Here is a 25,771-nt window from a genome sequence, read left to right as displayed (position 1 = left end):
TTGAAAAGATTGTAGCGCATAGCCCGACGGCAACCTTGAGCGCCAGGGAAATTTTGCCGTAACGCCCTAATCATTATAATTATAGAATCTAGTTACCTTTGTAGCATGGAAGAAACTCAACGTCAGAAGAAAATCGCCGGTATCCTGCAAGAGGATATCTCGAATGTGTTGCAGGAGAAAATGCGGGAGAATGCCGTTAAAAATCTGCTGGTGTCTGTTACTAAGGTAACGGTCACGCCAGACCTGGGTTACGCCAAGGCTTTTATTTCAGTTTTCCCGCCAGAAAAGGCAGATGCTGTGGTGAATGAGATCAAGGAGATGACGAGCGATATACGGTATGAGGTTGCGGCAAAGGTGCGCCACCAGTTTCGTCGTATGCCAGAGCTGCAATTCTACAATGACGATAGCCTGGAATATATGGACCAGATCGATAAGGAGTTGAAGGGCGAGAACAACCCTATTGAAAATCCTGATATCCTGCCACGACGCAAGAAGTCATAAGTGAACTTTTCGTTTTACATAGCGCGACGTTACCTGATTTCCAAGAATGGCAAGAATGCCATCAACATCATCAATATCCTCAGCTTTATTATCACAATCGTTGGGACCACGGCATTGTTTATTGTGCTTTCTGGTTTTAGCGGGTTGAAGGAGTTTAGCACCAGTTTTAGCGGTTATTTTGATCCAGACCTTCAGGTCACGGCGGTGCAGGGAAAAACGTTGAATGTTCCGCTTTCGCGAAAGCGTGCTCTCGAAAACATCACTGGTATCCAAGTGCTCTCTGAAGTCATTGAAGAAAAGGCCTTTTTAAGCTATTCTGAAAAAAATGACATTGCCTATATAAAAGGCGTGCCAGACAATTATGACCAGATCGTGTCGCCAGATTCCATTCTAATTTACGGTAGCTGGCTTACTGACAATGATCCCCAAGTGGTCATGGGTGCAGGAATTGCAGACGACCTTTCTATATCTGTCAACGATTATTCAACCTTTATGCAAATCATGGTGCCGCGACCAGGTACCAATGCGATCAATGCGATGAATTTAAGCCGTTCTTTTAGCACGCTGGATGCGATTGCCACGGGACAATTTAGCGTTAATGAAGATCTAGACAACAAGTATATTTTCATGCGGCTGAGTGCTGCTCGAACGTTGCTTAGTTATAGTGACTCCACGGTCACGGCGCTTGAAATCAAGCTTACCGATCCTGACATGGAAGATGAGGTGCGTGAAGAGATCACTGCTCTTTTTGATGTGGATCTTGAAATCAAAAACAAGCTGCAGCTTAACGGTGCGCTCTACAAGATGTTGAACAGTGAGAATCTGGCGGTGTATTTGATTTTTACACTGGTGTTAATCATTGCTCTTTTTAATGTGGTAGGTTCTATCATCATGATGATTTTAGACAAGAAGAAAAACCTCAAAACCCTGGCAGATCTAGGCGCTGAGGTAGGTCAACTACGCCTTATATTCTTTTTACAGGGAACCCTAATGACGCTCTCTGGCGGCATCATCGGTTTGTTGATAGGTATAGGGTTTGTATATGGCCAGATCCATTATAACTGGATCTACATTGCTCCAGGTATACCTTATCCTTTTGCGATGGAGCTTTTGAATGTCTTGGTTTCTTTATTGACGATTGCCGTACTGGGAATTATAGCCAGTTATGTAGGTAGCCGCAGGATCAACGACCGGTTGCTTTCTCAAGCGAAGTTGTAAACCGATTTTCTTCTGTCATGTTTTTGCATGTTAGCATCCTTTTTTGCGATGCTTAGATGATACCAATATTCTCACTAAAGGCAACTTATTTGCGATCGAATTTTAAATCACCATTATTTTGCGCTTACTTCTAACAGATCCAGAAACGAGTTCAGGGTGACAGGAATATTCGAGTTGGTGATAATTAAAAGGAAGAGTTGGGTAAAGCAGTAATAATTAAGCTTTAAGCAAAGCTATAATCACCAAATTCCTGCAACACTTCTTCAAAAGCGGCAAAAACTGATGCACTATCATCGCTAGTGACCATTTTCATGCGGTGTTCTTTGAAGTTGGGAATCCCTTTGAAATAATTAGTATAGTGACGACGGGTTTCAAAAACGCCTAGTTTTTCTCCTTTCCAGGCAATAGCCATTTCCAGGTGGCGTCTCGCTACCTCCACACGTTCTTGCATGGTAGGTGGATCCAAGTGCTCGCCGGTCTTGAAAAAGTGCTTGACTTCTCTAAAAAACCATGGATAACCTATACTGGCCCGACCTATCATAGCGCCGTCAAGTCCATATTCATCACGCATTTCTACAGCACGCTCTGGTGTGTTGACATCGCCATTCCCAAAAACCGGAATATGCATCCGTGGATTGTTCTTAACTTCTGCAATAGGTTTCCAGTCGGCATCGCCTTTGTACATCTGGGCTCGCGTGCGACCGTGAATACTAATGGCCTTGATACCTACATCTTGCAAACGCTCTGCTACTTCAACGATCTTGATGGAGTCGTGATCCCAACCCAATCGTGTTTTTACGGTAATAGGCAAATTGGTGTGCTTGACCATGGCGGCAGAAAGTTGCACCATCAGGTCAATGTCTTTTAGAATTCCTGCGCCGGCACCTTTAGAAACTACCTTTTTCACGGGACAACCAAAGTTGATGTCAATCATGTCTGGCTTGGTGCGCTCCACGATCTCTACAGACTGTAGCATGGATTCCATATTGGCGCCAAAAATCTGGATACCAACAGGTCGCTCCGTTTCATAAATGTCCAGTTTCATGGTGCTTTTTGCGGCGTCTCTTATGAGGCCTTCGCTAGAAATGAACTCTGTAAAAACGACATCTGCACCATTTTCCTTACACAACGTACGGAATGGTGGATCACTCACATCTTCCATAGGTGCGAGAAGTAATGGGAAATCTGGTAATTGAATGTCGCCTATCTTAACCATGCTGCAAAGATAGGGCAGTTGTTTGACAATTTATGATGCGTAGAAATTTGTGGAAGTTCGCTTTCGCGAAAGCGTAATTTTCTAAAATCCGACACCTTTAGCATTGGTCCGCTCTTGGTCATCTGGAGTTGATACATCACGATTACTCAGTCTAAAGTTCCCAAATTTATAAGTGAACCCTATTGTAATCAGATTTGTTTCTGGTATGGCGAGGAATTCATTATCCTGATTTTGATATCTGGACCTGAGCGGCTGATTTTGACTTAAGAAGATGTCACTATAATCTAATGTTACGAAAGCGCGATTATTCCATAGGCTTTTGTAAAAGCCAATCTTTGTTTCTAACCTATCTTTAAGTTCGTACGATCCAGCGAGATAGTTTGACAGATAACTGGTGTTCACATCTAGACTTAAGGTTCGATCCTTTGAAAGAGTGATTCTACTAAATGCGCTAAAATAAAAACCAGTAATATTCAGTTTTTGTAGTTCCTTTTCAGACTTCAACGCTCTAAATTCATTTTCTTGATGATAGAGGCTTGTTTGAAGCTGTACAAAAATGGATTGAGTAAGATATTTATAAGTAGAAAAGTCAAAACTATACTGACGTTCGTATTCCATATTGACATTTTGTGAATTCAGGACGTTAGTTTGGTTATCCTGAAAAGGTAATATGGCTAAAGCACCCTTAGTATTGACATAATATAAATCAAAGGAATATTGATTTTTAATCGTCCAGTTAAGGTCCAAACGGTTTGTGAAAGAAGGTCGCAGGTTAGGATTTCCTGTGTTCACATTATTATCATTTATAAAATACGTGAACGGATTCAAACTCTCATATCGCGGTCGCTCGATAGAGCGTCTATAACTCAAGGTTAAGGAGTGGTTGTCGCTTACTTGGTTCGTCACAGAAAGGTTAGGGAATAGCTCAAAATATTCCTGCGTATTGACCTGACCCAAAGAGCGACTGTCGCCTTCTACATCTGTTTGTTCTGCGCGTAGGCCTAGCGCCATGGCCCATCTATCCCAATCGCGATCTACCTGGAAATAGGCGGCATAGATATTTTCGTCATATATAAAACGATCTGAAAGAGCGGCGTTGAACTGGCGTGAGCCCGTATCTGTATCAAAAAAGTCTAGTTGGCTGGTAGAGCTTACATCAGAGAATTTGGCACCAGCCTTAAGCAGGTAATTCCCGATGGTGTTTTCGTAGTCTGCTTTCGCGACAGCGATATCAATAGTCTGGGCAGCATCTGTAAAGAAACTGTTGGTAGAAGTAGTGGCACCGTTTTGATCGAAAAAATTACTCAATAAATCTTGTGTTTTGTCACGATCTGTAAAAATGTAGTTTCCTTCAAGAGAGAAACGACCAGCACCTTGATTAAAAGAGTTGTTCCAGGCTGCGTTTACAAAACCTGTGGTACGGTCAATAGCCAGGTCGCTGTTGGTGTCAAAACCATCAAAACTCATGGAGCCGCTGGGCAAAATGAAGGTTTCCACATCTGTTCTTACGTCTTGATTATTGTTGGCACTGTAATTTGCGGAAATGCTGATGTCGTTGCTGTCGTCAAGTGTAAAATCGATGGCCGTGTTGAGGTTGTGCGCATCACTTTCTGTCACCTTTTCAAAATCTGTAAACCATCGCGAGCTGCGAGAGCCGTCAGGATTGAAAAAGCCTACTTGAGCCTCGTCCAGTTTTAAGTCTTTACGTGGATTGTAACTGTAGTTGGCATAGATATTTACCCAGTTGTTCTTGTAGAATTGTGAAGTTCCAATCTGATACTTGGCAAGTTCATCAATAGAATAACTACCGTTTATGGAACCTTTGTAACCTAGAGACACGCCTTTACTGGTGTTGATGTTGATCACGGCAACACCTTCTGCATCATAATTGGCTGACGGGTTTGTGATGACCTCGACGCTCTTGATATTATCACCGCTCTGACTTCTTAAAAAATCGTTGAGCTCGTCTTGTGTAATGTACACGCGTCTGTCATTTATGTAGATTACTGCCGTAGCGTTTTGTACCATGTAGGAACCGTTCATTTCAAAAACACCAGGTGTGTTCTTCAAAATATTTGCGGCATTACTGGTGCTTAGCGAGGTGTTTACTACGTTGAAAATCAATCGGTCGGGACGTTTTTCAATCGTGGGACGCCTTGCGGTGACGGTGACGCCGTCTAGCGATTCTGTTGCAGTGGAAAGAAGGAGATCGTTTAAGTTCGTGGTGTTGTTGATGGTCAGCTTTCGCGAAAGCGTTACATATCCTATATAACTCGCTGCAAAAGTATAGTCGCCCGTTGCAATGTTTTCCATCTTAAACCGACCATTATCATCTGTAGTAGTGCCTTTGTAATAAGTGCTGTCAGGCATTTTGAACAACAGTGCATTGGCATAGGCTACCGGCTGGTTCTGTTCATCTATTAGGTTTCCTTGTATGGAATGTTGAGCTGTGATTTGAAGGCTCACGAGCAGCACCATAAGCGTAATAATTTTCATACAGGAAAGTTGTAATTCGTAAAAATAATAAAACCCACCTGTTTAAAGGAAGATTATAGCGCTTAACCTTTTAGATTATATTTGTACCGATAAAATTTCTATGAAAAACATACGCAACTTTTGTATTATCGCCCATATTGACCACGGTAAAAGCACGTTGGCAGATCGCCTGCTGGATGCCACCCAAACAGTTACCGCACGAGAGTCAAAGGCGCAGTTGCTTGATAATATGGATCTGGAACGTGAGCGTGGTATCACTATCAAATCCCATGCGATCCAGATGGACTATATCGCACCTGACGGCGAGAAGTATATCCTAAACTTGATTGACACGCCTGGACACGTGGATTTCTCCTATGAGGTTTCCCGTTCCATTGCGGCTTGTGAAGGCGCCCTTTTAATCGTGGACGCGGCACAAAGCATACAGGCACAAACGATTTCCAACCTTTACCTAGCGCTGGAGAATGATCTAGAAATCATTCCAGTCTTAAACAAAGTGGATCTTCCATCTGCTAACGTAGAGGAAGTTACAGATGATATCGTGGACCTATTGGGTTGCGACCCTAGCGAGGTGATTCCCGCAAGTGCCAAAACCGGCCAAGGAATCCAAGATATATTAGATGCGATTATTGAACGCGTTCCCGCACCTAAAGGTAATGTGGATGAGCCTTTACAGGCTCTAGTTTTTGATTCACAGTACAACCAGTTTAGAGGTGTTGAGACCATCTTTAGAGTTATCAACGGCTCGATCAAAAAAGGTCAACACATCAAGTTTGTGGCAACGGGCGAGAGCTATTATGCAGACGAGATAGGAACCTTGAAACTAAATCAAGTTCCCAAGCAAGAAATTAAAGCGGGTGATGTAGGATACCTGATTACCGGTATCAAAGAAGCCAAGGAAGTTAAAGTAGGTGACACGATCACAGACCATGAACACCCAACTACAAACCCCATCGGCGGATTTGAAGATGTAAAGCCTATGGTTTTTGCAGGAATCTATCCAGTGGATACTGAGGACTATGAAGACCTGCGGTCCAGTATGGAAAAGTTGCAGCTAAATGATGCTTCATTAGTATTTCAAGCAGAAAGTAGTGCGGCGCTGGGATTTGGTTTTAGATGTGGATTCCTGGGAATGCTGCACCTTGAAATCATTCAGGAACGACTGGAGCGTGAGTTTGATATGACCGTGATCACCACGGTACCTAACGTTTCCTATTTTGCGTACACTAACAAGGAGCCTGACGTGCCACTTATCGTCAACAACCCGTCAGACCTTCCAGAACCGTCCACACTCAATAGGGTAGAAGAACCATACATCAAAGCCACGATCATTACAAAATCTGACTTTGTTGGTAACGTGATGTCCTTGTGTATCGAGAAACGAGGAATCGTGACCAATCAGACCTATCTAACTACAGAGCGTGTAGAGTTGACATTTGACATGCCACTTGCTGAGATCGTCTTTGACTTCTACGATCGTTTGAAAACCGTTTCGAAAGGTTACGCATCTTTTGATTACGCACCTATAGGTATGCGCGCTTCAAAACTGGTAAGAGTAGATATTTTATTGAATGCCCAAACGGTCGATGCCTTAAGCGCCTTAATCCACTTTGACAATGCCTATACCATAGGTAAGAAAATGGTGGAAAAACTCAAGGAACTCATACCGCGCCAGCAATTTGATATTCCAGTACAGGCGGCCATTGGAGCAAAGATCATCGCTCGTGAAACCATCAAAGCCCTGCGTAAAGACGTAACCGCAAAATGTTATGGTGGTGATATCTCGCGTAAACGTAAACTTCTTGAAAAGCAAAAGAAAGGTAAAAAGCGCATGCGCCAGGTAGGAAATGTGGAAATCCCACAACAGGCGTTTATGGCGGTTCTTAAATTGAACGATTAAGTTTGTGAGGAGTTCGCTTTCGCGAAAGCGAACTAGCTAAAACCCTCAAGCCTTTACTACAGTCATTTCAGGAGGAATGATTTATTCTTCCACATTTTCCATGGTCACCTCTCCACTGGCTTGTTCTACAATTTGTTTACCCATGTAAACGAGTAGGCTACCTTCTTCAATCTCAATTTCCAAAGAATTAGAAGGAATCAAATCGATCTTTTTGCCGGTCCTGATAAATAGAGGAACGATGTCGGTATCGGTTTTAGTGATCTCAATCAACCCACGAAAATGCTCTGTGCTATGAAGTTCGATCTCATGGATATCGCCGTAATGACGGGCAACTTCCATCAGGTTAACATAATCGTCTGTAGCAGAAAATAATCCAGCATCTGGATTCTCATTGGGATTGCTTATTTCACTGGAGTGCACCAATCTGAAGGCGCCATTTTCTCCATATAGTTTACCAAATCTCTCTATCGCATAATCATTGATTTGCGAGTTACCGGTAAGCGCCAGCAGGTATCCTATATTGTTGAATTCAATATCGTCCGTCAAGGCATCGCTGTAGATATCCGCAACCTGGGCATCAAGGCCTCTTTCTTTTGCGGCGCGTATGTTATTGTTGTTGGTATCTATTAGAACGACACTTCTACCATGTTCTTTAAGATATTGGGCGATAAGCCTTGAGAATTTAGAGGCGCCCACGATCATGATACCTTCAGATTGCTTGAGGAATACGCCTACGATTTTGGCAAATAATCTGGCTGTAGTTGCATTTAAAAGAACGGTTCCTAGAACGATCATGAACACTAATGGCGTGATGTACTCTGCTCCAGGAATACCTTGGCTCACCAGCTTGGACCCAAATAGTGAAGCGATACCAGCGGCAACGATACCACGCGGCCCTACCCAAGAAATGAACAGCTTCTCATTCAGGTTGAGCCCACTATTGATGCTACTCGCAAAAACTCCCAACGGCCTGATGACCAATACGACCACACCAAATAACAGTGCAGTTCTCCAATTATAAAGTAATTCTAGGTTTGCCATGTCAATATTGGCCGCAAGCAGAATAAATAGAATAGAGATAAGAAGGACACTAAGCGACTCTTTGAAGTAAAGCAACTCTTTAATATTAGGTAAATTGATGTTACCTAACACCATTCCCATAACTACAACCGCAAGAAGTCCAGACTCATGAGCAAAAGAGTCGCTCAAAACAAAAACACCCAGAACCGTTGCCAGTGTAAAAACATTTAAAAGGTAGTGAGGTACTTGCTTTGCTTTTATGATAAAAGCAAGACCATGAGCAAATGAGAAGCCAAAGGAGAATCCAAACAATACAATTTTACCAAACTCTTGAAGCGCGACCACGGTAAACTCGCCTCCAGCATTTGCACTAATAAATTCAAAAACCAAAACGGCAAAAAGCGCCCCAATTGGGTCTATCAATATTCCTTCCCATTTAAGAATGGAACTTATGTCCTTTTTGAGCGGTATGTTACGCAAGATAGGCGTGATTACCGTTGGACCAGTCACAATGATAAGTGCACTAAACAGCAAGGAAATCTCCCAGGACAATCCAAAAATGAAATGAGTCGCCACACCAGCACCTAAAAATGTGATGATCACCGCAACAGAAATCAATTTACCTATCACAGGTCCGGTGTTTAAGATCTCGGCGCGTTTAAGAGTCAATCCACCTTCAAAAAGGATGATGCTAATCGCCAGAGAAACAAAGTAATACAGGCTATCTCCAGGGAAAAGCCCCAACTCAGACTCTAGGTCAAAAACAGGTTGGATAAGCTTGGTATGTTCTGCGGTAAAAAGTGTCGCAAGTGGACCCACTAAAAGTCCTATGATGATCAATGGTAAAATGGCAGGAATTTTGAACCTCCAGGCGGTCCATTGCGCCAGTATTCCCAATATGATGATTCCAGAAAGTTCTAACATGGGCTATTTATAAGGGCTGAAATTACAACCTTTTGATGAGGTTGAAAAGTAGTAAGTTCGAGTGTAAGCGCGATAAGCATATAACATTGGGTATAATTTGACCTGTAAAAACATAACTGCAATTATGTATCAATTCAAATATACCCTGAATAGGGTATAGGTTTTTAATCTCATGGACAATAGCTTTAAGCTCAAAATCCAACCAGATGCAAAAAGCAACTTTCCTATTCGTAATCATAGTGCTGTTTACGGTCACTATTACCACAGCACAAAACATTACAGCAGTAAAATATTCTTTGTTTGAGAAAACGACTAACGATCACTGGCTTAGAATAACACCCAATACTTTTGATGGTAACGTTTCAGAAACCACCAAGACCTCTGGAGTTTATGCAGTAATGATCTGCTATACTTTCAATGGTAAGGAAAAGTCGGTTTTTCAAGATGTTACTTCAAAATTTGTCAATGGAGAGGATTATATCTACACTTTTTCATTTGGCACGGCCAGCCTTGATAAGCTCAAGCTTAATAATGTCACTTTCTTTAGAAGGGACAAGTCTAAGGAAACATGGCCTAGCAAAGACGGCTGTAATGACGGTCAAGTTTTGACAAGCGCAAATACATTTGCAATAAGCAGTCTGTATAACCGCTAGAGTATTAAACAAGTCATAATATTAAGGGCCAGTTTAACGTCTACCTAACCTATTTTGTATTTTGCAGGTATATGAATATCTATCCTGTAGAAGCTGGAAATTTTAAATTGGATGGCGGTGCTATGTTTGGCGTGGTGCCTAAGTCATTATGGTCTCGCACTAACCCGGCAGACTCCAACAACATGATCGATATGGCGGCGCGCTGCTTGTTGATTGAGAATGGCGACAGACTCACGCTGCTGGATACAGGAATGGGAAATAAACAGTCTGAAAAGTTCTTCGGCTACTATTACATGGATCATAAATATGATCTGGATAGCTCCCTCAACAAATTAGGTTTTTCCAGGGATGATATTACAGACGTGTTCCTTACCCATCTGCATTTTGATCATTCTGGTGGTGCAATAGTTTATAATAAGGAAAAGAAGATTTATGAGCCCGCTTTCGCGAAAGCGAAATTCCACACCAACCACAACCACTGGAAATGGGCTACAGAACCTAACGAAAGAGAAAAAGCAAGTTTCCTTAAAGAAAATATTCTACCCATTAAAGAAAGTGGCCAGCTCCATTTTATAGATCAAACCTCAGAATTTCAAGAGCGTGAAGAGATGGATTTTGGCATTTTGTTTGTGGATGGTCACACTGAAAAGATGATGATCCCACACCTGGAAGTTGACGGTAAAACCTTCGTTTATATGGCAGACCTTTTACCTACTGCAGGTCATATTCCTTTACCATACGTAATGGGCTATGATACTAGACCATTGTTAACTCTTGATGAAAAGGCAAAATTTCTGGACAGGGCAGCTACACATAACTACTATTTGATCCTGGAACACGATCCTTTTCATGAAATCATCACTGTAAAACATACTGATAAAGGTGTGCGACTGGATAAAGTCTTTACCTTCAAAGAATTATTTGACAATTAATTTAATCCTATACTAATGAATAAAAACTTTTTTAAATACACTTTTCTTGCTGTAGTAGCAGCTAGTACACTTGCTGGTTGTGGAGGTAGCAGCTTGAACATTGCTTCACCACCTATTGAAAATATAGATCAACGACCACTAAAAGTTGGAGAGCTTTCTGAAGCTGAGGCAAAAAACTGGAAGGATCTGGATCTTGCCATGGACACTGTTCCTGGAATGTCTGTCGATAGAGCTTATAATGAACTATTGACTACTACCGTAAACGGTAAAACAGTCGTGCGTAAAGGTGAGCCTGTTATTGTAGCCATTATTGACTCTGGTGTAGACATTGAGCATGAAGATCTGGATGGTGTTATCTGGACTAATGAGGATGAAATCCCTGGAAACGGCATTGACGATGACAAGAATGGTTATGTGGATGACATTCACGGCTGGAATTTTTTGGGAGACATCGTGGATGAAAACCTTGAGTACGAGAGAATCGTAAGAGACAAGGCAAAATTACCTGCAGACATCGTTGCAAAAGCTCAAGCTGAATACGATGAGAAAGTTGCCGAGGCTAGCCAGACCAAAATGGTTTATGAGCAAATCCTACAGCAAATCAATCAGGTTGATGCAACGCTTGAGAAATTCTCTGGCAAGGATGACTACACCAACGAGGATATTGAAAAGGCTGCCAAATCTGATGATCCTCAAGTGCAGCAGGCAGCTGCTACCTTGAAAGCCTATATGGCGCAAGGACTAGAATCTGCAGACCAAGCTAAAGAAGAGTTGACCAAATTGATCAACAGCGCTACAAGTCTTATGAACGGCGATAAGCTTAAAACCAATTATCGTAGAGATATATTAGGTGATGATCCTTACGTTTGGGATACGGGTGTTTATGGTAACAATGAATATTCTGGACCAGATCCTAAAAAAGCCGATGCTTTTCATGGGACTCACGTTGCAGGTATTGTTGCGGCAGAGCGTAATAATGGTTTAGGCGTTAATGGCGTCGCCAACAATGCGCAGATTATGGTATTGAGAGCCGTGTCTCAAGCAGATGAGTACGACAAGGATGTTGCAAAAGCAATACGCTATGCAGCAGACAATGGCGCTAAAGTCATTAATACAAGCTTTGGAAAGTATCATTCTCCTAATCCAGAATGGGTATGGGATGCGATAAAATATGCCGCAAGCAAGGATGTGCTTATTGTAAATGCAGCTGGAAACGAGTCTATAGATACTGATTTCACCCAAGTGTATCCACAAGACCAAGAAGGAACAGGAGCCAACATTTCTGATAACTTCTTGACCGTTGGCGCACTTGCACCTACTTACGGTCCAAAGATGGTAGCTAATTTCTCCAATTATGGAAGATCTTCTGTTGACATCTTCGCTCCAGGAGTCGCTATATATTCTACGGCACCATTAAATGAGTACAGAAATGCTGATGGTACTAGTATGGCCTCACCAGCAGTAGCAGGAGTGGCAGCGGTGATAAGATCTCAGTTCCCAAAATTAACAGCGGCACAGACTAAGCAAGTCATTTTGGACAGCGGTTTGACAACCAGTATTGATGTAGTCTTAGGTGATGAGAGCAAAAAAGGCTTTGATGAAATTACTGTTTCTGGAAAAATGGCAAATCTTTATAACGCTTTAGTATTAGCTTCAAAGATGAAATAAATTGGATAAAGTGTAAGAAAAACCTCGGAATGTAATATTTCGAGGTTTTTTTTGTTATTGGTTTTAACAGCATTAGTTAAATTGCCGATAAGTTGTGTTTGTTTAAAAAATGTTGATAACATTAGTTAACATATACGACGTATAACATACAAAAGACGATATACGAACCAAAAATCCTGTTTTTACGTACTTAACTACAAGAACTCCCTATTTTTGACCTTAGTTAATTATTAAATGCTAATACAGTTTTACATTTTGGTTACAGCAATCCTGTTGCAGGGTTCGGCAGATTCGCCACCAGTTCCCAAAAATCTGGCGCCACCAGTAGGAGACCCTGTTCCTATTGATGAGTCTATTTTGGTATTAGTATTAGTCGCTATATGTATTGGGATTTGGCATCTTTACTCCAGCAGGGTAAAAGATTTCAAAAGAAATTAAAGAGACATCAGTCTCTTGACATACTTTCCAATAACGTCGAACTCCAAATTCACTTTATTTCCTACCTCTAGACGTTTAAAGCCCGTATTCTCATAAGTATAAGGAATAATGGCTACGGAAAACGAAGACTCTCTTGAGTTAACAACGGTTAAGCTAACACCGTTGATACAAATACTGCCTTTCTCAATAGTGACATTATGTAAGCCAGGATCATATTCGAATGAGAAAATCCACGAACCATTTTCTTCACTTTTTTCAGTGCAGGTGGCTATCTGGTCCACATGACCCTGCACGATATGACCATCAAGCCGGGCATTCATAAGCATGGCTCTTTCCATATTTACCAGATCACCAACTTTCCAAGTGCCTAAATTGGTCTTTTTCAGGGTTTCATTGATCGCTGTTACCTTATATCGTTTACCCGATAATTCCACAACAGTCAAGCAAACCCCATCATGACTGACGCTTTGGTCAACTTTCAATTCTGACGCGAGGTCATTTTCAAGTGTGAAATGCACGTTGGACTGATCTTGATCAATCTGTATAATTTTTGAAGTAGACTCTATGATTCCTGTGAACATAAGTAGTTGAAAACCGTTATTTTTAGACTTTCAAAAATACAGCGAAAAGCGCTCACTTCATGGCAAAGCAAAAGAACATTAAGGTAGGTATTAGTATAGGTGACCCCAATGGGATAGGTGGTGAGATTATATTAAAAGCATTTGAGGATCCATTGATGCTTGAGCTGTACACACCGGTCATTTTCGCAAGTACCAGACTCTTCTCTTTTTACCTTAAAGAATTTGATTTGTCTAACAAGATTCACGGCATTAAATCTTTGGATGATGTTGTTCTAGGTAAAATCAATGTGGTAAGATTGCTGGAAGATGATTTTATTGTGGAATGGGGAACCGTTAGCCCAAAGGCTGGCGAGGTTGCCATTAAAAGTCTGCGAGCTGCGGTTGAAGCCTTAAAGGAAAATCAAATCAATGTTTTGGTGACTGCGCCTATACATAAAGAAGCTATTCAGTCAGATGACTTTAAATTTCCCGGACATACAGACTACTTAAATCAAGAGTTGGAAGGCGAGAGTTTGATGTTTATGATATCTGAGAGCCTTCGTGTAGGATTAATCACAGACCATGTACCTATTAGTGAAGTAGCTAACCAAATAACGGGTAAGCTTATAAAATCCAAAATCGGAACGATTAAAAAGTCTCTGAAAAGAGATTTCGGCATCACAAAACCAAAAATTGCAGTTTTGGGAATCAACCCACATGTGGGAGATAATGGTGTCATTGGAAGGGACGATCAAGAAAAACTGATTCCTGCGCTGGAAGAATTGAGGGAAGATGGTAATATTATTTTTGGCCCGTATGCTGCAGATGCCTTTTTTGGCAGCGGCAACTATAAAAACTTTGACGCTATTTTAGCAAGTTACCACGACCAAGGCTTGGTGCCTTTTAAGACCTTGAGCTTTGGATCTGGAGTTAATTACACGGCTGGTTTGAGCCATGTTAGAACCAGCCCTGATCATGGTACTGGGTTTGATATTGCTGGAAAAAATGAAGCGAACCCTAGTTCTATGATCGCTGCGATACATGCTGCGGTTGCGATATACCGCAACAGAATGAGCTATGACAAACTGACCTCAAATCCATTAAAATCTAGCTCTCGAAAACGCAGAGAATATTAACAAGGCTTTTTTAATAACTTTTATTATCTTTGCCCGCTCTTTGAAAAGAGAATATTATGGAACTCAAAGAATTCAAAATCGCCTTTGCTGGACTTAAGCAAGGTAAACATGAGTTTTCCTTTGAGCTTGATAATGAGTTTTTTGAAAGTTTTGGATACGATGAGTTTAATTCTGCTGCAGTAATTGCTAATGTAGAATTGGATAAAAGATCAACCCTCATGGACCTTCATTTAGTAGGTTCAGGTAGCATTAATGTCAACTGCGATGTTACTAATGAACCTTTTGATATGCCTGTCGACGCCACAATGGATATTGTGGTAAAATTTGGAGAGCGCTTCAATGATGATAATGAGGATATTTTGATCTTACCTCATGGGGAATATGAGTTGAATGTGGCTCAATACCTTTATGAAATGGTTGTTTTATTCATACCACTTAAAAAAACACATCCAGGATTGGAAGATGGTTCTTTAGAATCAGACGTTCTGGATAAATTAGAAGAATTGAAATTGTCAAGTCCTGACGAGTCAGAAGAAGGAATTGACATTGATCCCAGATGGGACGCATTAAAAAAATTAAAAACGGATAATAATTAATAGCCATGGCGCATCCTAAGAGAAAAATCTCGAAAACGAGAAGAGACAAAAGAAGAACGCACTACAAAGCATCTGTTCCGCAAATCGCAACTGATAGCACAACTGGTGAGGCTCACTTATACCACCGTGCTCACTGGCATGAAGGTAAATTGTACTATAGAGGTAATGTCCTTATAGACAAAACTGAGGTTGCTGAAGCATAACATAAAACCTTAGAGAACACTGCTTTCTAGCGGTTTTATATCGAATTTGATAAAAAATGACACGTTTTTCCGAGAAAATGTGTCATTTTTTCTTGTTTTTTAGTAGCTTTCGAAGTTGAAGTAATACTTCTAGTAATTAAGGTATGATAGATATGAAAGCGGCCATAACTGCCGTAGGCGCTTATGTCCCTGAATATAGACTTACCAATTCCATCCTGGAAACCATGGTAGATACCAATGACGAGTGGATCACCACTCGCACAGGTATAAAAGAACGTCGCATACTCAAAGATCCAGATAAAGGATCTTCATTTCTCGCTATAAAAGCAGCACAGGATCTTTTAGGTAAATCTAACACAGATCCTTCCACCATAGACTTAGTAATTGTTGCGACGGCGACACCAGATATGCCAGTGGCATCAACTGCGGCTTATGTAGCTACAGAAATAGGTGCTACCAATGCCTTTTCCTACGACTTGATGGCTGCTTGCTCCAGTTTCCTTTACGGTATGAGCAATGCCGCAGCTTACATTCAATCTGGGCGATATAAAAAGGTGTTATTGATTGGTGCAGACAAAATGTCCAGCATCATCGACTATAAAGACCGCGCCACGTGTATCATTTTTGGAGATGCAGGTGGCGCGGTTCTTTTTGAACCCAATGAGGAAGGATTTGGGCTTCAAGATGAGATTCTACGAACAGACGGTAGCGGTAGGGATTTCTTGCGCATCGAGGCTGGTGGCTCACTAATGCCGGCAAGCTTGGATACGGTGAAGAACAACCAACACTTTGTCTACCAAGATGGTAAGAATGTTTTCAAACATGCTGTTTCTAATATGGCAGATGTGTCTGAACAGATTGTAAAAAGAAACAACCTTACTAATAACGATATTGACTGGCTTGTACCTCATCAAGCAAATAAGCGCATCATAGATGCCACGGCCAGACGTGTGCAGCTTCCAGAAGATCAGGTGATGGTGAACATCCATAAATATGGGAATACGACCAGTGCCACCTTACCACTTTGTCTAAACGATTACGAAAAACAACTCAAAAAAGGAGATAACCTTGTATTTGCTGCCTTTGGTGGTGGTTTTACATGGGGATCCATTCTCTTGAAATGGGCCTATAATACTAATTAATAATAACCATTAACTTATGGAACTTAAGGAAATACAGAATCTAATCAAATTTGTGGCAAAGTCAGGCGCCAGTGAGGTCAAGCTAGAAATGGATGACATCAAGATCACCATCAAAACAGGATCTGATGAGCCTAACATCACCTACATGCAACAGCCCATGGCACAGCAGGCCGCTCCAGCACCTGCACCAGCCGCAGCTCCAGCTGCTACTGCAGCGTCTAACGAGAGCGCCGCACCAGCTGCATCTGCATCAAGTGATGACAAGTACATTACCGTCAAATCTCCTATCATAGGAACGTTCTATAGAAAACCTTCTCCAGAAAAGGACACTTTTGTTGAGGTAGGCGATAGCGTTAAGGTTGGTGACACCTTGTGTATCATCGAGGCCATGAAACTATTCAACGAGATTGAAAGTGAGGTATCTGGAACGATCGTTAAAGTTCTTATCGATGATATGTCGCCGGTAGAATTTGACCAGCCATTATTTTTAGTAGACCCATCTTAGTTCTACAGCTAGACTAGATTGTAAATGTTGTGGTGATGACGCTTTCGCGAAAGCGATATCTCCATAAACACACTCACTAAAAACAAACATTATGTTTAAAAAAATATTGATTGCAAATCGTGGTGAGATCGCATTGCGTGTTATACGTACCTGTAAAGAAATGGGTATCAAGACCGTGGCGGTTTATTCTACGGCAGATGCTGATAGTCTCCACGTAAAATTTGCAGACGAGGCCGTTTGTATTGGGCCACCACCCAGCAACCTATCCTACCTAAAAATGTCCAACATTATAAGTGCTGCAGAGATTACAAATGCAGACGCGATACATCCAGGATATGGTTTCTTGTCAGAAAATGCAGATTTTTCTCGCATTTGTGATGAGCATAAAATCAAATTTATAGGCGCGAGTCCAGACATGATCGCCAAAATGGGAGATAAGGCAACCGCCAAAGCTACCATGAAAGTCGCTGGAGTACCTTGCGTACCAGGATCTGAAGGTATCATTCCAGACTTTGAGACCTGTAAGAAAATCGCACTGGAAACAGGTTATCCTGTCATGCTCAAAGCTACTGCCGGTGGTGGTGGTAAAGGTATGAGAGCGGTCTGGTCAGAAGATAAACTGCAAGCCGCATGGGAAAGTGCACGCCAGGAAAGTAAGGCCGCTTTTGGCAATGATGATATGTACATGGAAAAACTCATTGAAGAGCCGCGACATATCGAGATCCAAATTGTGGGAGACAGCTTCGGTAAAGCATGTCACTTGAGTGAACGCGACTGTAGCGTTCAACGACGCCACCAGAAGTTGACTGAAGAAGTACCATCACCTTTCATGACTAAAAAGTTGCGTAAGGACATGGGAGAAGCAGCTGTCCGTGCCGCAGAATATATCGCATATGAAGGTGCTGGAACCGTAGAATTTCTTGTGGATAAACACCGCAACTTCTACTTTATGGAAATGAATACCCGTATCCAGGTAGAGCACCCTATTACGGAACAAGTGATCGATTTTGACTTGATACGCGAGCAAATTTTAGTGGCCAGCGGTGTCAAAATCTCTGGTAAGAATTATGAGCCTGCATTGCACTCGATTGAATGTCGTATAAATGCAGAGGATCCATATAATGGCTTTAGACCATCTCCAGGTAAAATCACCACACTTCATGCGCCTGGTGGTCATGGAGTACGATTGGATACTCACGTTTATGCGGGCTATTCCATTCCGCCTAACTATGATAGTATGATTGCTAAGTTGATAACTACTGCACGTACACGTCAAGAGGCGATTGATAAAATGAAGCGCGCCCTAGATGAGTTTGTGATTGAAGGTGTGAAAACCACCATTCCATTTCACAGACAATTGATGGACGAGCCTGCTTATGTAAAAGGTGATTACACCACCGCATTCATGGACACTTTTGTCATGAAACCGTTAGAGGACTAACAATCTATATAGAAATAAGTAAGCGCCACATGAATCATGTGGCGCTTTTATTTTTAGGATTATTGACAATCCTTTTGCGCGTCGATGGTGCCTTGGAGTCCCCAAGAAGGTTCAAAGCCAGTTGCAGTTTCTTCACCAAATAGAGCAACAGCTTTTTCTAGGCCACTGCAATAGGGCGTTACATCTTTATTAAAATAACGGGCACTACCCATCAACCACTGTGCACGATTGCTCACTACTCTTGGATTGTCTGGCGCCATGGCATAAGCCTTTTCATAGAGGGCGCTCGTGGCTGCAGAAAGCTTCATTCCATAAATCGATTCATCATAGTTGATCCAGCACGTATTGAGTAGTCCTTGAAGTACCATAACCTCTGGATTGTTGGGAGATAATTGATCGGTTAGGGTGATGTATTCTTGAGCTTGTTTCATGGTTGCGAGCGTTTCTTCTGGGCCGTGTTGTCCCCAGGAACTTCTGATGTTTGCCAGAGCGACATAATAGGCAGGCAACCAGTTCTCCTTTTCGGCTTTTGAGATGCGTTCAAATTGTTGAGCGGCCGCCTTGTTGTCCGTTTTTAATAGTTCCAAGGCGTTGCCCATCGCTTTTTCATAGGGTGTCTGTGCCATGCTTAGTGCTGTGAATAGTAATAATAGAGTAGTGGCTATAGTCTTCATAATGGTTTGATTGTTATAAGTTTAGTTCAAATGTCTAGGTAATTTCGCTTTCGCGAAAGCGAAACAAACCCAACTGTCATTTTACCTATCTGAACTGTATTACAAATTGTCCAGCTGATTATCCTTACCGCCAATAGTCCAGAAGAAGCCGATGAAAATGAACCGGTCTGCGGCCTGACCTATCGTGCGTCTGTCAAATTGACCCTGCACATCTGGTGTGTTGCTGTATTGATACCCAAAGACGTTGTCACGACCCAATACATTACTAATGGATAGATACAGAATCTTTTGGTCATCGATAAGGTATGCCCAGTTAAAATCTAGGCTTTGGAATGATGCTGCCGTGTCGTTTAGGAATCCGTTCTCATTGGCATTTGTAAAGGGTCTACCGCTGGAATAGTTGTAAGTGAACCCCACTTGTGACTGAAGATCTTCCATCCAGTATTTTGTCACGATGCTCAAATTGTGGTCTGTCGCAAAGGCAGGCGTTGCGGTTTCAGGATAATTGCGATAAAGTCGCTCTGTATCCAGATAGGAATAGCTTATCCAGTATTCTAAGTTTTTAATGGACTGCTCATCTCTCCAGAAAAGATCCAAGCCTGCTGCATATCCATTGCCATCGTTGGAGTAGGAGCTGTCAAAGCTAGGCATGGCAGAGTCGTAGGTCAATAGGTGATCGTACTTTTTATAGTAAGCCTCGGCACGCAGCATGCGATTGTTTTTCTTGTGCAGAAAATTGAGGATGTAGTGTTGGGCTGTTTCGGTTTCTAAACTAGAATCGTATTGAAGGATACTATTATCAATTTGCTGGTGAAACATCCCATAGGCTGCAGATAATTGCGAACTCTCGCTCAAACTTATAGCGGCACTCCATCTAGGTGATAGGGTCGCTTTTTGTGTCGTATTAAAATAATCAGCACGGCCACCTATTTTAAAGGCTAGTTCTTTAGACGCAAAGATTTCAGCTTCTGCAAAAGCACCAGTATTGTATTGGCTGATCCTTGTATGGAAGGGTTGGTTTTCAAATAAAACTTTTTCATTACTATGGATGGCAAACTGTTCTGCTCCAAAGAATAGTTTGAAATAATTATTATAGCGCTTGGAAAGTTTAAGCTTTGCATGAGCTGCAGTTTCTGCATTTTCTAATGTAGTTGTTGTAATGTTCAAATCGGTATGATCTCTTGAAACACTCAAGGCCGCCTGCACATCCCAACTTTGTGAAAGTTCGCCGTTATAGTTGAGATTGCCGTAATAATTGCGGTTGCGCAACCCAAAGAAGAATCCATCCTCAATATCAATATCTTCTTGAATCAAGCTAAAATCACTGTATGAAAAGGCGCCGTAGGCTTTAAACAGACCCTTATCTGTTTTGTGCCTATAAACAGCCTCGCCATTGAAGCTTTGATATGGATCAATGAATTGATTGTTTTGTGGTACAAGATCGTTGTAAGGCGCTAGATTGATATACGTGGCGTTGACGCTCAAGCTATTGTCATCCCAGATTTGAGTATTACCGCCACCAAAGCCTACACTCATCAATTGTACTTCGGTTTCTTCTTGGGTTGGGAAATTGATGGTGTTGAGCAGTAAAATAGAGGACAAAGCGTCTCCATACTCTGCGCTATAGCCGCCGGTAGAAAAGGTGATGCCATCAAATAAAAATGGCGAAAACCGGCCTCGAGTAGGTATATTTCCAGTCGTAGGAATGTATGGACTAAATACTCGATTCCCGTCAATGAAAATCTGGGTTTCATCTGCGGTACCACCTCGAACGAAGAGGCGACCATCGTCTGGATTTGCCGTGGTTCCCGGTAATGTTTGCAATGCGCCCAGAACATCTCCAACGGCACCAGCGGTTGTGACGATGTCTAGAGGTTTTAGAGCGCTAGCTTTTGAACTGTCGCCAGCGCTAAAACTACCGGCACTCAATACAACAGTATTGAGTTCATTCATGCTTTCCCTAAGTGATATGGTCACCTTGTTTAAGGTAGAAACATCTGCCTCACGTCTAAACTCCTCATAACCTACAAAACTGGCGAGAAGAATCACCATTCCAGTTTCTGAAGTCGTGAAGGTAAAATTCCCATCAACATCAGACATGGCACCGTCATAGGTTCCTTCTAGATAGACGTTCACGCCCATCAATGGCAGCTTCTTTGAATCCGTAATGGTCCCAGAAATTGTTGTTTGCGCAGTCGTAGCGGCTGAAATTAGAAGTATAAACAGTATTAGCTTTTTCATGATTGTCGGTTTGATGTGACAAACATGCGGCGGTTTTACACTGTGCTCAATTTTAAGCTACCCAACTGTAAAATCCAGTTCCTGAAATGATTTAACTACTTGATTTTTAAATAAACTATTGAAGAATTGGAGAGCTCCTTCTGTGATTTCACCCAAAATGTACGCTCTGCAGACTTGCATTCAATCAAATAAGATTTGCCTTTGAAATAGGAATTAACCACTAAGCTTTCATATCCAGCATTTGCGATCTCTAATTGATGTGGATATAACAAAAGATCTTTTGTATTTGACATCACACCAGACGGCAGCACGTTGATATCATCAAACAAAGTAGCTCCGTAAACGTCTTTTGGGTCATGGTATACTTCTCTAGTAGATCGATGATCTACGATGTGACCTGCTCTCATAATGATGGTTTCATCAGTAAATGAAAGCACATCGTCGCGATCATGTGTTGCGATAAGAGCGCTAATATTTTCATCCTTTAAGTGTTTGAAAAGTCTGCGTCTTAAGGTGTTTTTCCTAAAATTATCCACGTGGCTGAAGGGTTCGTCAAGCAATAGTAGTTGTGGTTGTTGCGCCAGTGCTTTGGCAATGGCGACACGTTGCTTTTGACCACCAGAAAGAGTTTTGACCTTACGGTCTGCATAGGTTTCCATTTCTACGACCTCTAAAAGTCTGTGGATAGTTTGTGCACGATCATCCAGTTGTATGGAAAGGTGCTCGCCCACATTTTCAAACACTGTAGTGTAGGGCATGAGGTCGAATTCTTGCGGTACGTATTTCATCATGGGATGCCCGGGAACGAGATGATGGTCTGGACCCAGTAATTCTTTGCCATTCCATAGGATTTTACCAGTATCAGGCTGCAAGATCCCATAAATGAGATTGAGTAGGGTGCTTTTCCCGCAGCCGCTCTCGCCCATTACGGCAACAACAGCGCCTTGTTCCAACTGTAAGGAGATGTTTTTGAGGGTTTTAGCTTTCGCGAAAGCGAAATCTATATCAACTAGTTGCAGCATCCAGCAAAGGTACTGCCCATAGAGCCTGTTCTACAAGAAAGCACTGCCAAATTGATGCCAGTCATTACTGGACTTAATACCTAATTTCTTTACTATAGACTTCCTATGGGTAGCTACCGTGGACTCTGATAAAAAGAGACGCTCTGCGATCTCTCTATTTACGTCGCCACGACAAATAGCTTTTAAAATTTCTAGCTCTCTTAAAGTTAATTGCTCGAATTTTTCCGTATGGTTTATTCTAAACTGAAATTGCTCTTTCAGCTTATCCAAGTGTCTGATAGCGTGTGGCAGTTGTCTGTGATGGACTTCTAACGTGATTTGAGTAGCATCTATAGATCGATTGATCTCATAATTGATGTCTTCCTTTTCTTTAGGGAAATCACCTTCTAACAGCAACCTTATGGCTTTGTCCCTACATACAAAATATCTAGGTTGCATGACGCTGTTTACTTTATTAAAGGAATCGATGATGGAGATATGTGCCTCTTGATCTTTGGGAATGGTAAATGCCAACCGGCGTAGTCCAAATTTATATTGTGGCTCTAATATATTTTTTTCGATCCAGTCGTGCAGCTCATTAGGAATATCCAGGGTAAACCTTTCTTGAAGCCAAAGCACTCCTTTTAGTCGGGATTTTTTAAAAAGCCATAAGAAATTCTTTAATTCTCTCTTGAAATGATCTACAGTCAACTGCTTTCCAGTCCATTCTTGAATTAGAAGTTCATCTGCTGTATGGATATTTAGAAAATCGGACTGATAAAGCTGTGTCATTTTCAAAATTTTTGAGTGGAGACCCTAATCTAAAGGCCATGTCAAAAATGAAAAAAAAATCGCTAATTGCTTGAATATTATGCGTTTTGTCATGAGTGACATCATTATCGTCATGAATGACCGAGTGGTATCTGTTAAAAGTTAAAGTTCAGCATTTCTTCAACTTATAAGATAAGTCAAATCTTGATCTTCTATCAAAACATCTAATCTCAGTAAATAGACAGCTATAATGGCTTTCGCATACTATTTATTTGAAATCATCTTCTTCTATAAACGATGATCCTATCAATAAAAAAACCGCCAAGCATTTAGGCTAGGCGGTTCATAAAAAGTGACCTGTTATTCTTACATTTTTACATCATCAACAGGTTGTGGTAACTCCTTATAACCCATGTTATAGAGCGTGAAACCGTAGATGTCTGTTTGTTCCTCAATGATTTTACTGGTAGGTTTTCCCGCGCCATGACCAGCATCAGTCTCAATGCGTATAAGCGTTGGGTTGTTGCCTGCTTGTTTTGCTTGAAGCTCTGCCGCAAACTTGAAGGAGTGAGCAGGTACTACACGATCGTCATGATCACCAGTGGTAATCAATGTTGCTGGGTATTGTGTACCTTCCTCAACGTTATGTAAAGGCGAGTAGCCTTTAAGGTAGTCAAACATTTCTGTATTATCCTCTGCCGTTCCATAGTCATAAGCCCAACCAGCACCAGCGGTGAACTTATTATAGCGCAACATATCAAGTACACCTACTTGTGGAATGGCTACGGCAGCTAGGTCCGGACGTTGCGTCATAGTTGCACCAACTAGCAAACCACCGTTGGATCCACCTTGAATGGCCAACTTTTCTGTGCTTGTATACTTTTCGGTTTTTAGGTATTCTCCAGCAGCGATAAAGTCATCAAAGACGTTTTGCTTTTGCATTTTAGTACCTGCATCGTGCCATTTTTTACCGTATTCACCACCACCACGCAAGTTGGCTACGGCATAAATGCCGCCCATTTCCATCCATGCAGCTCGGGTTACAGAGAAACCAGGATTGAGTGAAATATTAAAGCCACCATAGCCATAAAGAATGGTAGGATTGGTACCATCCTGCTGCATTCCTTTCTTGTAAGAGATGATCATAGGGATTTGTGTACCGTCCTTTGAAGTATAGAAAACCTGCTTGCTTTCATATTCCTCTGGGTTGAATTTTATATCCGGTTTGCGATATAACTCTGAAGTCCCTTTTTCTATATTGTAGATGTAAGTGCTGCCAGGTGTCACATAGTTAGTGAAGGAATAATAAAGGGTCTTGTCCTCATCCTTAGCGCCAAAACCGCCTACATTTCCTACTCCAGGCAACTCTACATCGCGAACTAAGGTGCCGTCCAGATTGAATTGCTTGATCTGTGATACCGCGTCGACCATATATTCTGCAAATATGTAGCCGCCACCGGTAGAAGGTGATAGTACATTATCGGTTTCCGGAATCAAATCGACCCAGTTGTCTGGAGTTGGGTTGGAAATATTCGTCGTGACCACGCGCTTGTTGGGAGCATTGTAGTCAGTTACCAACCATAGTAAATCACCATCATTATGTAATACATAAGTGTTTGTGTCAAAATTGTCCAGTATTGTCACCAGCGGTGCATTAGGCTGGTCCAAACGTTTCATGAACAGCTTACCGCCATTCGTACTCGTGCTTGCCGAAATAATCAGCAGCTTTTGATCGTCTGTAACATTACCACCTATGTAACGGTATTTTTGATCTGGAGTACCGCCAAAGATCACTTTATCTTCACTTTGTGGGGTTCCCAGTTTATGGTAATACAGCTTGTGCTGGTCTGTCATGGCGCTTAGCTCGCTTCCTTTAGGCTTGTCATAACTGGAATAATAGATGCCTTCATCCTTATACCAGGAAAGACCAGAAAATTTCACATCTTGAATCGTATCGCCTATGATTTCTTTAGTTGCTGCATCCATCACAATAATCTTGCGCCAGTCACTGCCGCCGGTAGAGATAGCATAAGCAAGTTTAGAGCCATCTTCAGTAAAGCTCATGCCGCCCAATGAAATCGTACCATCTGCTGCAAAACTATTGGGATCCAGAAAAACGGTCGCCGTTGATGGGTCTGCATCTTTTTCATACCTGGATAACACAGATTGGTTTTGCAAACCATCATTCTTGTAATAATAGGCATAGTCACCTTCAATAAATGGTGCGCCTATTTTCTCATAGTTCCACAACTCAGTAAGACGCTTATTGATCTTGTCGCGATAGGGAATTTGTGAGAGATAATCCTGTGTGACCTTGTTTTGTGCCTTGACCCATTCACCGGTTTCCTCGCTACGGTCATCTTCCAACCAGCGATAAGGATCTGCTACCTCATTGCCAAAATACACATCAGTCGTATCCACTTTCTTAGTTTCGGGATAGGTCATTGCCATAGCCGTTTCTTCATTGTTTTCCTGCTTACAAGCTGCTAGGGCCACAAAACCCAAAGCCGCGATATAGATGTTATTAAATCTCAT

General features: G+C 41.8%; 21 protein-coding genes. 12 read left to right on the top strand and 9 right to left on the bottom strand.

The genetic code is table 11. The features are described from left to right. Positions 1–105: 105 nt before the first annotated feature. Both rbfA and BST86_RS11920 read left to right on the top strand, forming a co-directional pair. Complete coding sequence (gene rbfA / locus BST86_RS11925) at positions 106–501, top strand: 30S ribosome-binding factor RbfA (protein ID WP_055411446.1); 396 nt, start codon at positions 106–108, stop codon at positions 499–501. After that, positions 502–1,719, top strand: a complete 1,218-nt coding sequence (locus BST86_RS11920; protein ID WP_105983440.1) for an ABC transporter permease — start codon at positions 502–504, stop codon at positions 1,717–1,719. 223 nt (positions 1,720–1,942) lie between these two features. Here BST86_RS11920 and dusB read toward each other — a convergent pair whose 3' ends face one another. Both dusB and BST86_RS11910 read right to left on the bottom strand, forming a co-directional pair. Beyond that, positions 1,943–2,935: a tRNA dihydrouridine synthase DusB gene (gene dusB / locus BST86_RS11915; RefSeq protein WP_105983439.1), complete on the bottom strand. Its 993-nt coding sequence runs from the start codon at positions 2,933–2,935 to the stop codon at positions 1,943–1,945. Positions 2,936–3,016: 81 nt separating this feature from the next. After that, the gene (locus BST86_RS11910; RefSeq protein ID WP_105983438.1) at positions 3,017–5,431 is read right to left on the bottom strand and encodes an outer membrane beta-barrel protein; all 2,415 of its coding nucleotides are present in this window, start codon (positions 5,429–5,431) and stop codon (positions 3,017–3,019) included. Positions 5,432–5,531: 100 nt separating this feature from the next. Between BST86_RS11910 and lepA the strand changes: the two genes are divergently transcribed. Then, entirely contained in the window at positions 5,532–7,331 is a 1,800-nt protein-coding gene (gene lepA / locus BST86_RS11905; RefSeq protein ID WP_055411440.1) for a translation elongation factor 4, read from the top strand. Between the two features lie 81 nt (positions 7,332–7,412). On the opposite strand, the gene BST86_RS11900 is transcribed toward lepA, so the two are convergent. Next, the gene (locus BST86_RS11900; RefSeq protein WP_105983437.1) at positions 7,413–9,275 is read right to left on the bottom strand and encodes a cation:proton antiporter; all 1,863 of its coding nucleotides are present in this window, start codon (positions 9,273–9,275) and stop codon (positions 7,413–7,415) included. A gap of 206 nt (positions 9,276–9,481) precedes the next feature. On the opposite strand from BST86_RS11900, the gene BST86_RS11895 reads away from it, so the two are divergent. From BST86_RS11895 to BST86_RS11885, 3 genes are all read left to right on the top strand, one after another. After that, the gene (locus tag BST86_RS11895; protein WP_105983436.1) at positions 9,482–9,928 is read left to right on the top strand and encodes a hypothetical protein; all 447 of its coding nucleotides are present in this window, start codon (positions 9,482–9,484) and stop codon (positions 9,926–9,928) included. Positions 9,929–9,999: 71 nt separating this feature from the next. Next, positions 10,000–10,860, top strand: a complete 861-nt coding sequence (locus BST86_RS11890; RefSeq protein WP_105983435.1) for an MBL fold metallo-hydrolase — start codon at positions 10,000–10,002, stop codon at positions 10,858–10,860. Between the two features lie 15 nt (positions 10,861–10,875). Further along, positions 10,876–12,528, top strand: coding sequence for a S8 family peptidase (locus BST86_RS11885; RefSeq protein ID WP_105983434.1), 1,653 nt, complete (start codon positions 10,876–10,878; stop codon positions 12,526–12,528). A gap of 434 nt (positions 12,529–12,962) precedes the next feature. On the opposite strand, the gene BST86_RS11875 is transcribed toward BST86_RS11885, so the two are convergent. Beyond that, entirely contained in the window at positions 12,963–13,547 is a 585-nt protein-coding gene (locus BST86_RS11875) for a riboflavin synthase (RefSeq protein WP_105983432.1), read from the bottom strand. A 59-nt stretch (positions 13,548–13,606) separates the two neighbouring features. Between BST86_RS11875 and pdxA the strand changes: the two genes are divergently transcribed. The 6 genes from pdxA to accC all read left to right on the top strand — a co-directional run bounded on the left by pdxA (position 13,607) and on the right by accC (position 18,549). Further along, positions 13,607–14,662 carry a 4-hydroxythreonine-4-phosphate dehydrogenase PdxA gene (gene pdxA / locus BST86_RS11870; protein WP_105983431.1) on the top strand — a complete coding sequence of 352 codons (1,056 nt, stop codon included), beginning with the start codon at positions 13,607–13,609 and terminating at the stop codon, positions 14,660–14,662. Positions 14,663–14,718: 56 nt separating this feature from the next. After that, a complete protein-coding gene (locus tag BST86_RS11865; RefSeq protein WP_105983430.1) occupies positions 14,719–15,258 on the top strand; it encodes a YceD family protein in 540 nt (179 codons plus the stop codon). A gap of 5 nt (positions 15,259–15,263) precedes the next feature. Further along, positions 15,264–15,461 (top strand): 50S ribosomal protein L32, encoded by a 198-nt coding sequence (gene rpmF / locus BST86_RS11860; RefSeq protein ID WP_015361852.1) that lies wholly within the window; start codon positions 15,264–15,266, stop codon positions 15,459–15,461. Positions 15,462–15,604: 143 nt separating this feature from the next. After that, complete coding sequence (locus BST86_RS11855) at positions 15,605–16,603, top strand: beta-ketoacyl-ACP synthase III (RefSeq protein WP_105983429.1); 999 nt, start codon at positions 15,605–15,607, stop codon at positions 16,601–16,603. Positions 16,604–16,619: 16 nt separating this feature from the next. Continuing rightward, positions 16,620–17,108: an acetyl-CoA carboxylase biotin carboxyl carrier protein gene (accB, locus tag BST86_RS11850; RefSeq protein ID WP_105983428.1), complete on the top strand. Its 489-nt coding sequence runs from the start codon at positions 16,620–16,622 to the stop codon at positions 17,106–17,108. Positions 17,109–17,199: 91 nt separating this feature from the next. Further along, positions 17,200–18,549 (top strand): acetyl-CoA carboxylase biotin carboxylase subunit, encoded by a 1,350-nt coding sequence (gene accC / locus BST86_RS11845; protein WP_105983427.1) that lies wholly within the window; start codon positions 17,200–17,202, stop codon positions 18,547–18,549. 59 nt (positions 18,550–18,608) lie between these two features. On the opposite strand, the gene BST86_RS11840 is transcribed toward accC, so the two are convergent. The 5 genes from BST86_RS11840 to BST86_RS11820 all read right to left on the bottom strand — a co-directional run bounded on the left by BST86_RS11840 (position 18,609) and on the right by BST86_RS11820 (position 25,771). Next, a complete protein-coding gene (locus BST86_RS11840) occupies positions 18,609–19,223 on the bottom strand; it encodes a hypothetical protein (RefSeq protein WP_105983426.1) in 615 nt (204 codons plus the stop codon). Positions 19,224–19,322: 99 nt separating this feature from the next. Beyond that, positions 19,323–21,464 carry a TonB-dependent receptor gene (locus BST86_RS11835; RefSeq protein ID WP_105983425.1) on the bottom strand — a complete coding sequence of 714 codons (2,142 nt, stop codon included), beginning with the start codon at positions 21,462–21,464 and terminating at the stop codon, positions 19,323–19,325. A gap of 95 nt (positions 21,465–21,559) precedes the next feature. Continuing rightward, complete coding sequence (locus BST86_RS11830) at positions 21,560–22,486, bottom strand: ABC transporter ATP-binding protein (RefSeq protein WP_105983424.1); 927 nt, start codon at positions 22,484–22,486, stop codon at positions 21,560–21,562. 30 nt (positions 22,487–22,516) lie between these two features. Further along, positions 22,517–23,257, bottom strand: a complete 741-nt coding sequence (locus BST86_RS11825) for a response regulator transcription factor (RefSeq protein WP_105983423.1) — start codon at positions 23,255–23,257, stop codon at positions 22,517–22,519. Between the two features lie 345 nt (positions 23,258–23,602). Then, positions 23,603–25,771, bottom strand: coding sequence for a prolyl oligopeptidase family serine peptidase (locus BST86_RS11820; protein WP_105983422.1), 2,169 nt, complete (start codon positions 25,769–25,771; stop codon positions 23,603–23,605).

The organism is Nonlabens agnitus (assembly GCF_002994045.1).
Taxonomy (GTDB): Bacteria; Bacteroidota; Bacteroidia; order Flavobacteriales; family Flavobacteriaceae; genus Nonlabens; species Nonlabens agnitus.
The sequence above is the reverse complement of the archived record's forward strand: the minus strand, read 5'-3'. Positions and strand labels throughout refer to the sequence as shown.

Coding starts and splice junctions, on each gene's coding strand:
- rbfA (WP_055411446.1), top strand. CDS start 106: ATGGAAGAAACTCAACGTCAGAAGAAAATCGCCGGTATCCTGCAAGAG.
- dusB (WP_105983439.1), bottom strand. CDS start 2,935: ATGGTTAAGATAGGCGACATTCAATTACCAGATTTCCCATTACTTCTC.
- BST86_RS11910 (WP_105983438.1), bottom strand. CDS start 5,431: ATGAAAATTATTACGCTTATGGTGCTGCTCGTGAGCCTTCAAATCACA.
- lepA (WP_055411440.1), top strand. CDS start 5,532: ATGAAAAACATACGCAACTTTTGTATTATCGCCCATATTGACCACGGT.
- BST86_RS11900 (WP_105983437.1), bottom strand. CDS start 9,275: ATGTTAGAACTTTCTGGAATCATCATATTGGGAATACTGGCGCAATGG.
- BST86_RS11895 (WP_105983436.1), top strand. CDS start 9,482: ATGCAAAAAGCAACTTTCCTATTCGTAATCATAGTGCTGTTTACGGTC.
- BST86_RS11890 (WP_105983435.1), top strand. CDS start 10,000: ATGAATATCTATCCTGTAGAAGCTGGAAATTTTAAATTGGATGGCGGT.
- BST86_RS11885 (WP_105983434.1), top strand. CDS start 10,876: ATGAATAAAAACTTTTTTAAATACACTTTTCTTGCTGTAGTAGCAGCT.
- BST86_RS11875 (WP_105983432.1), bottom strand. CDS start 13,547: ATGTTCACAGGAATCATAGAGTCTACTTCAAAAATTATACAGATTGAT.
- pdxA (WP_105983431.1), top strand. CDS start 13,607: ATGGCAAAGCAAAAGAACATTAAGGTAGGTATTAGTATAGGTGACCCC.
- BST86_RS11865 (WP_105983430.1), top strand. CDS start 14,719: ATGGAACTCAAAGAATTCAAAATCGCCTTTGCTGGACTTAAGCAAGGT.
- rpmF (WP_015361852.1), top strand. CDS start 15,264: ATGGCGCATCCTAAGAGAAAAATCTCGAAAACGAGAAGAGACAAAAGA.
- BST86_RS11855 (WP_105983429.1), top strand. CDS start 15,605: ATGATAGATATGAAAGCGGCCATAACTGCCGTAGGCGCTTATGTCCCT.
- accB (WP_105983428.1), top strand. CDS start 16,620: ATGGAACTTAAGGAAATACAGAATCTAATCAAATTTGTGGCAAAGTCA.
- accC (WP_105983427.1), top strand. CDS start 17,200: ATGTTTAAAAAAATATTGATTGCAAATCGTGGTGAGATCGCATTGCGT.
- BST86_RS11840 (WP_105983426.1), bottom strand. CDS start 19,223: ATGAAGACTATAGCCACTACTCTATTATTACTATTCACAGCACTAAGC.
- BST86_RS11835 (WP_105983425.1), bottom strand. CDS start 21,464: ATGAAAAAGCTAATACTGTTTATACTTCTAATTTCAGCCGCTACGACT.
- BST86_RS11830 (WP_105983424.1), bottom strand. CDS start 22,486: ATGCTGCAACTAGTTGATATAGATTTCGCTTTCGCGAAAGCTAAAACC.
- BST86_RS11825 (WP_105983423.1), bottom strand. CDS start 23,257: ATGACACAGCTTTATCAGTCCGATTTTCTAAATATCCATACAGCAGAT.
- BST86_RS11820 (WP_105983422.1), bottom strand. CDS start 25,771: ATGAGATTTAATAACATCTATATCGCGGCTTTGGGTTTTGTGGCCCTA.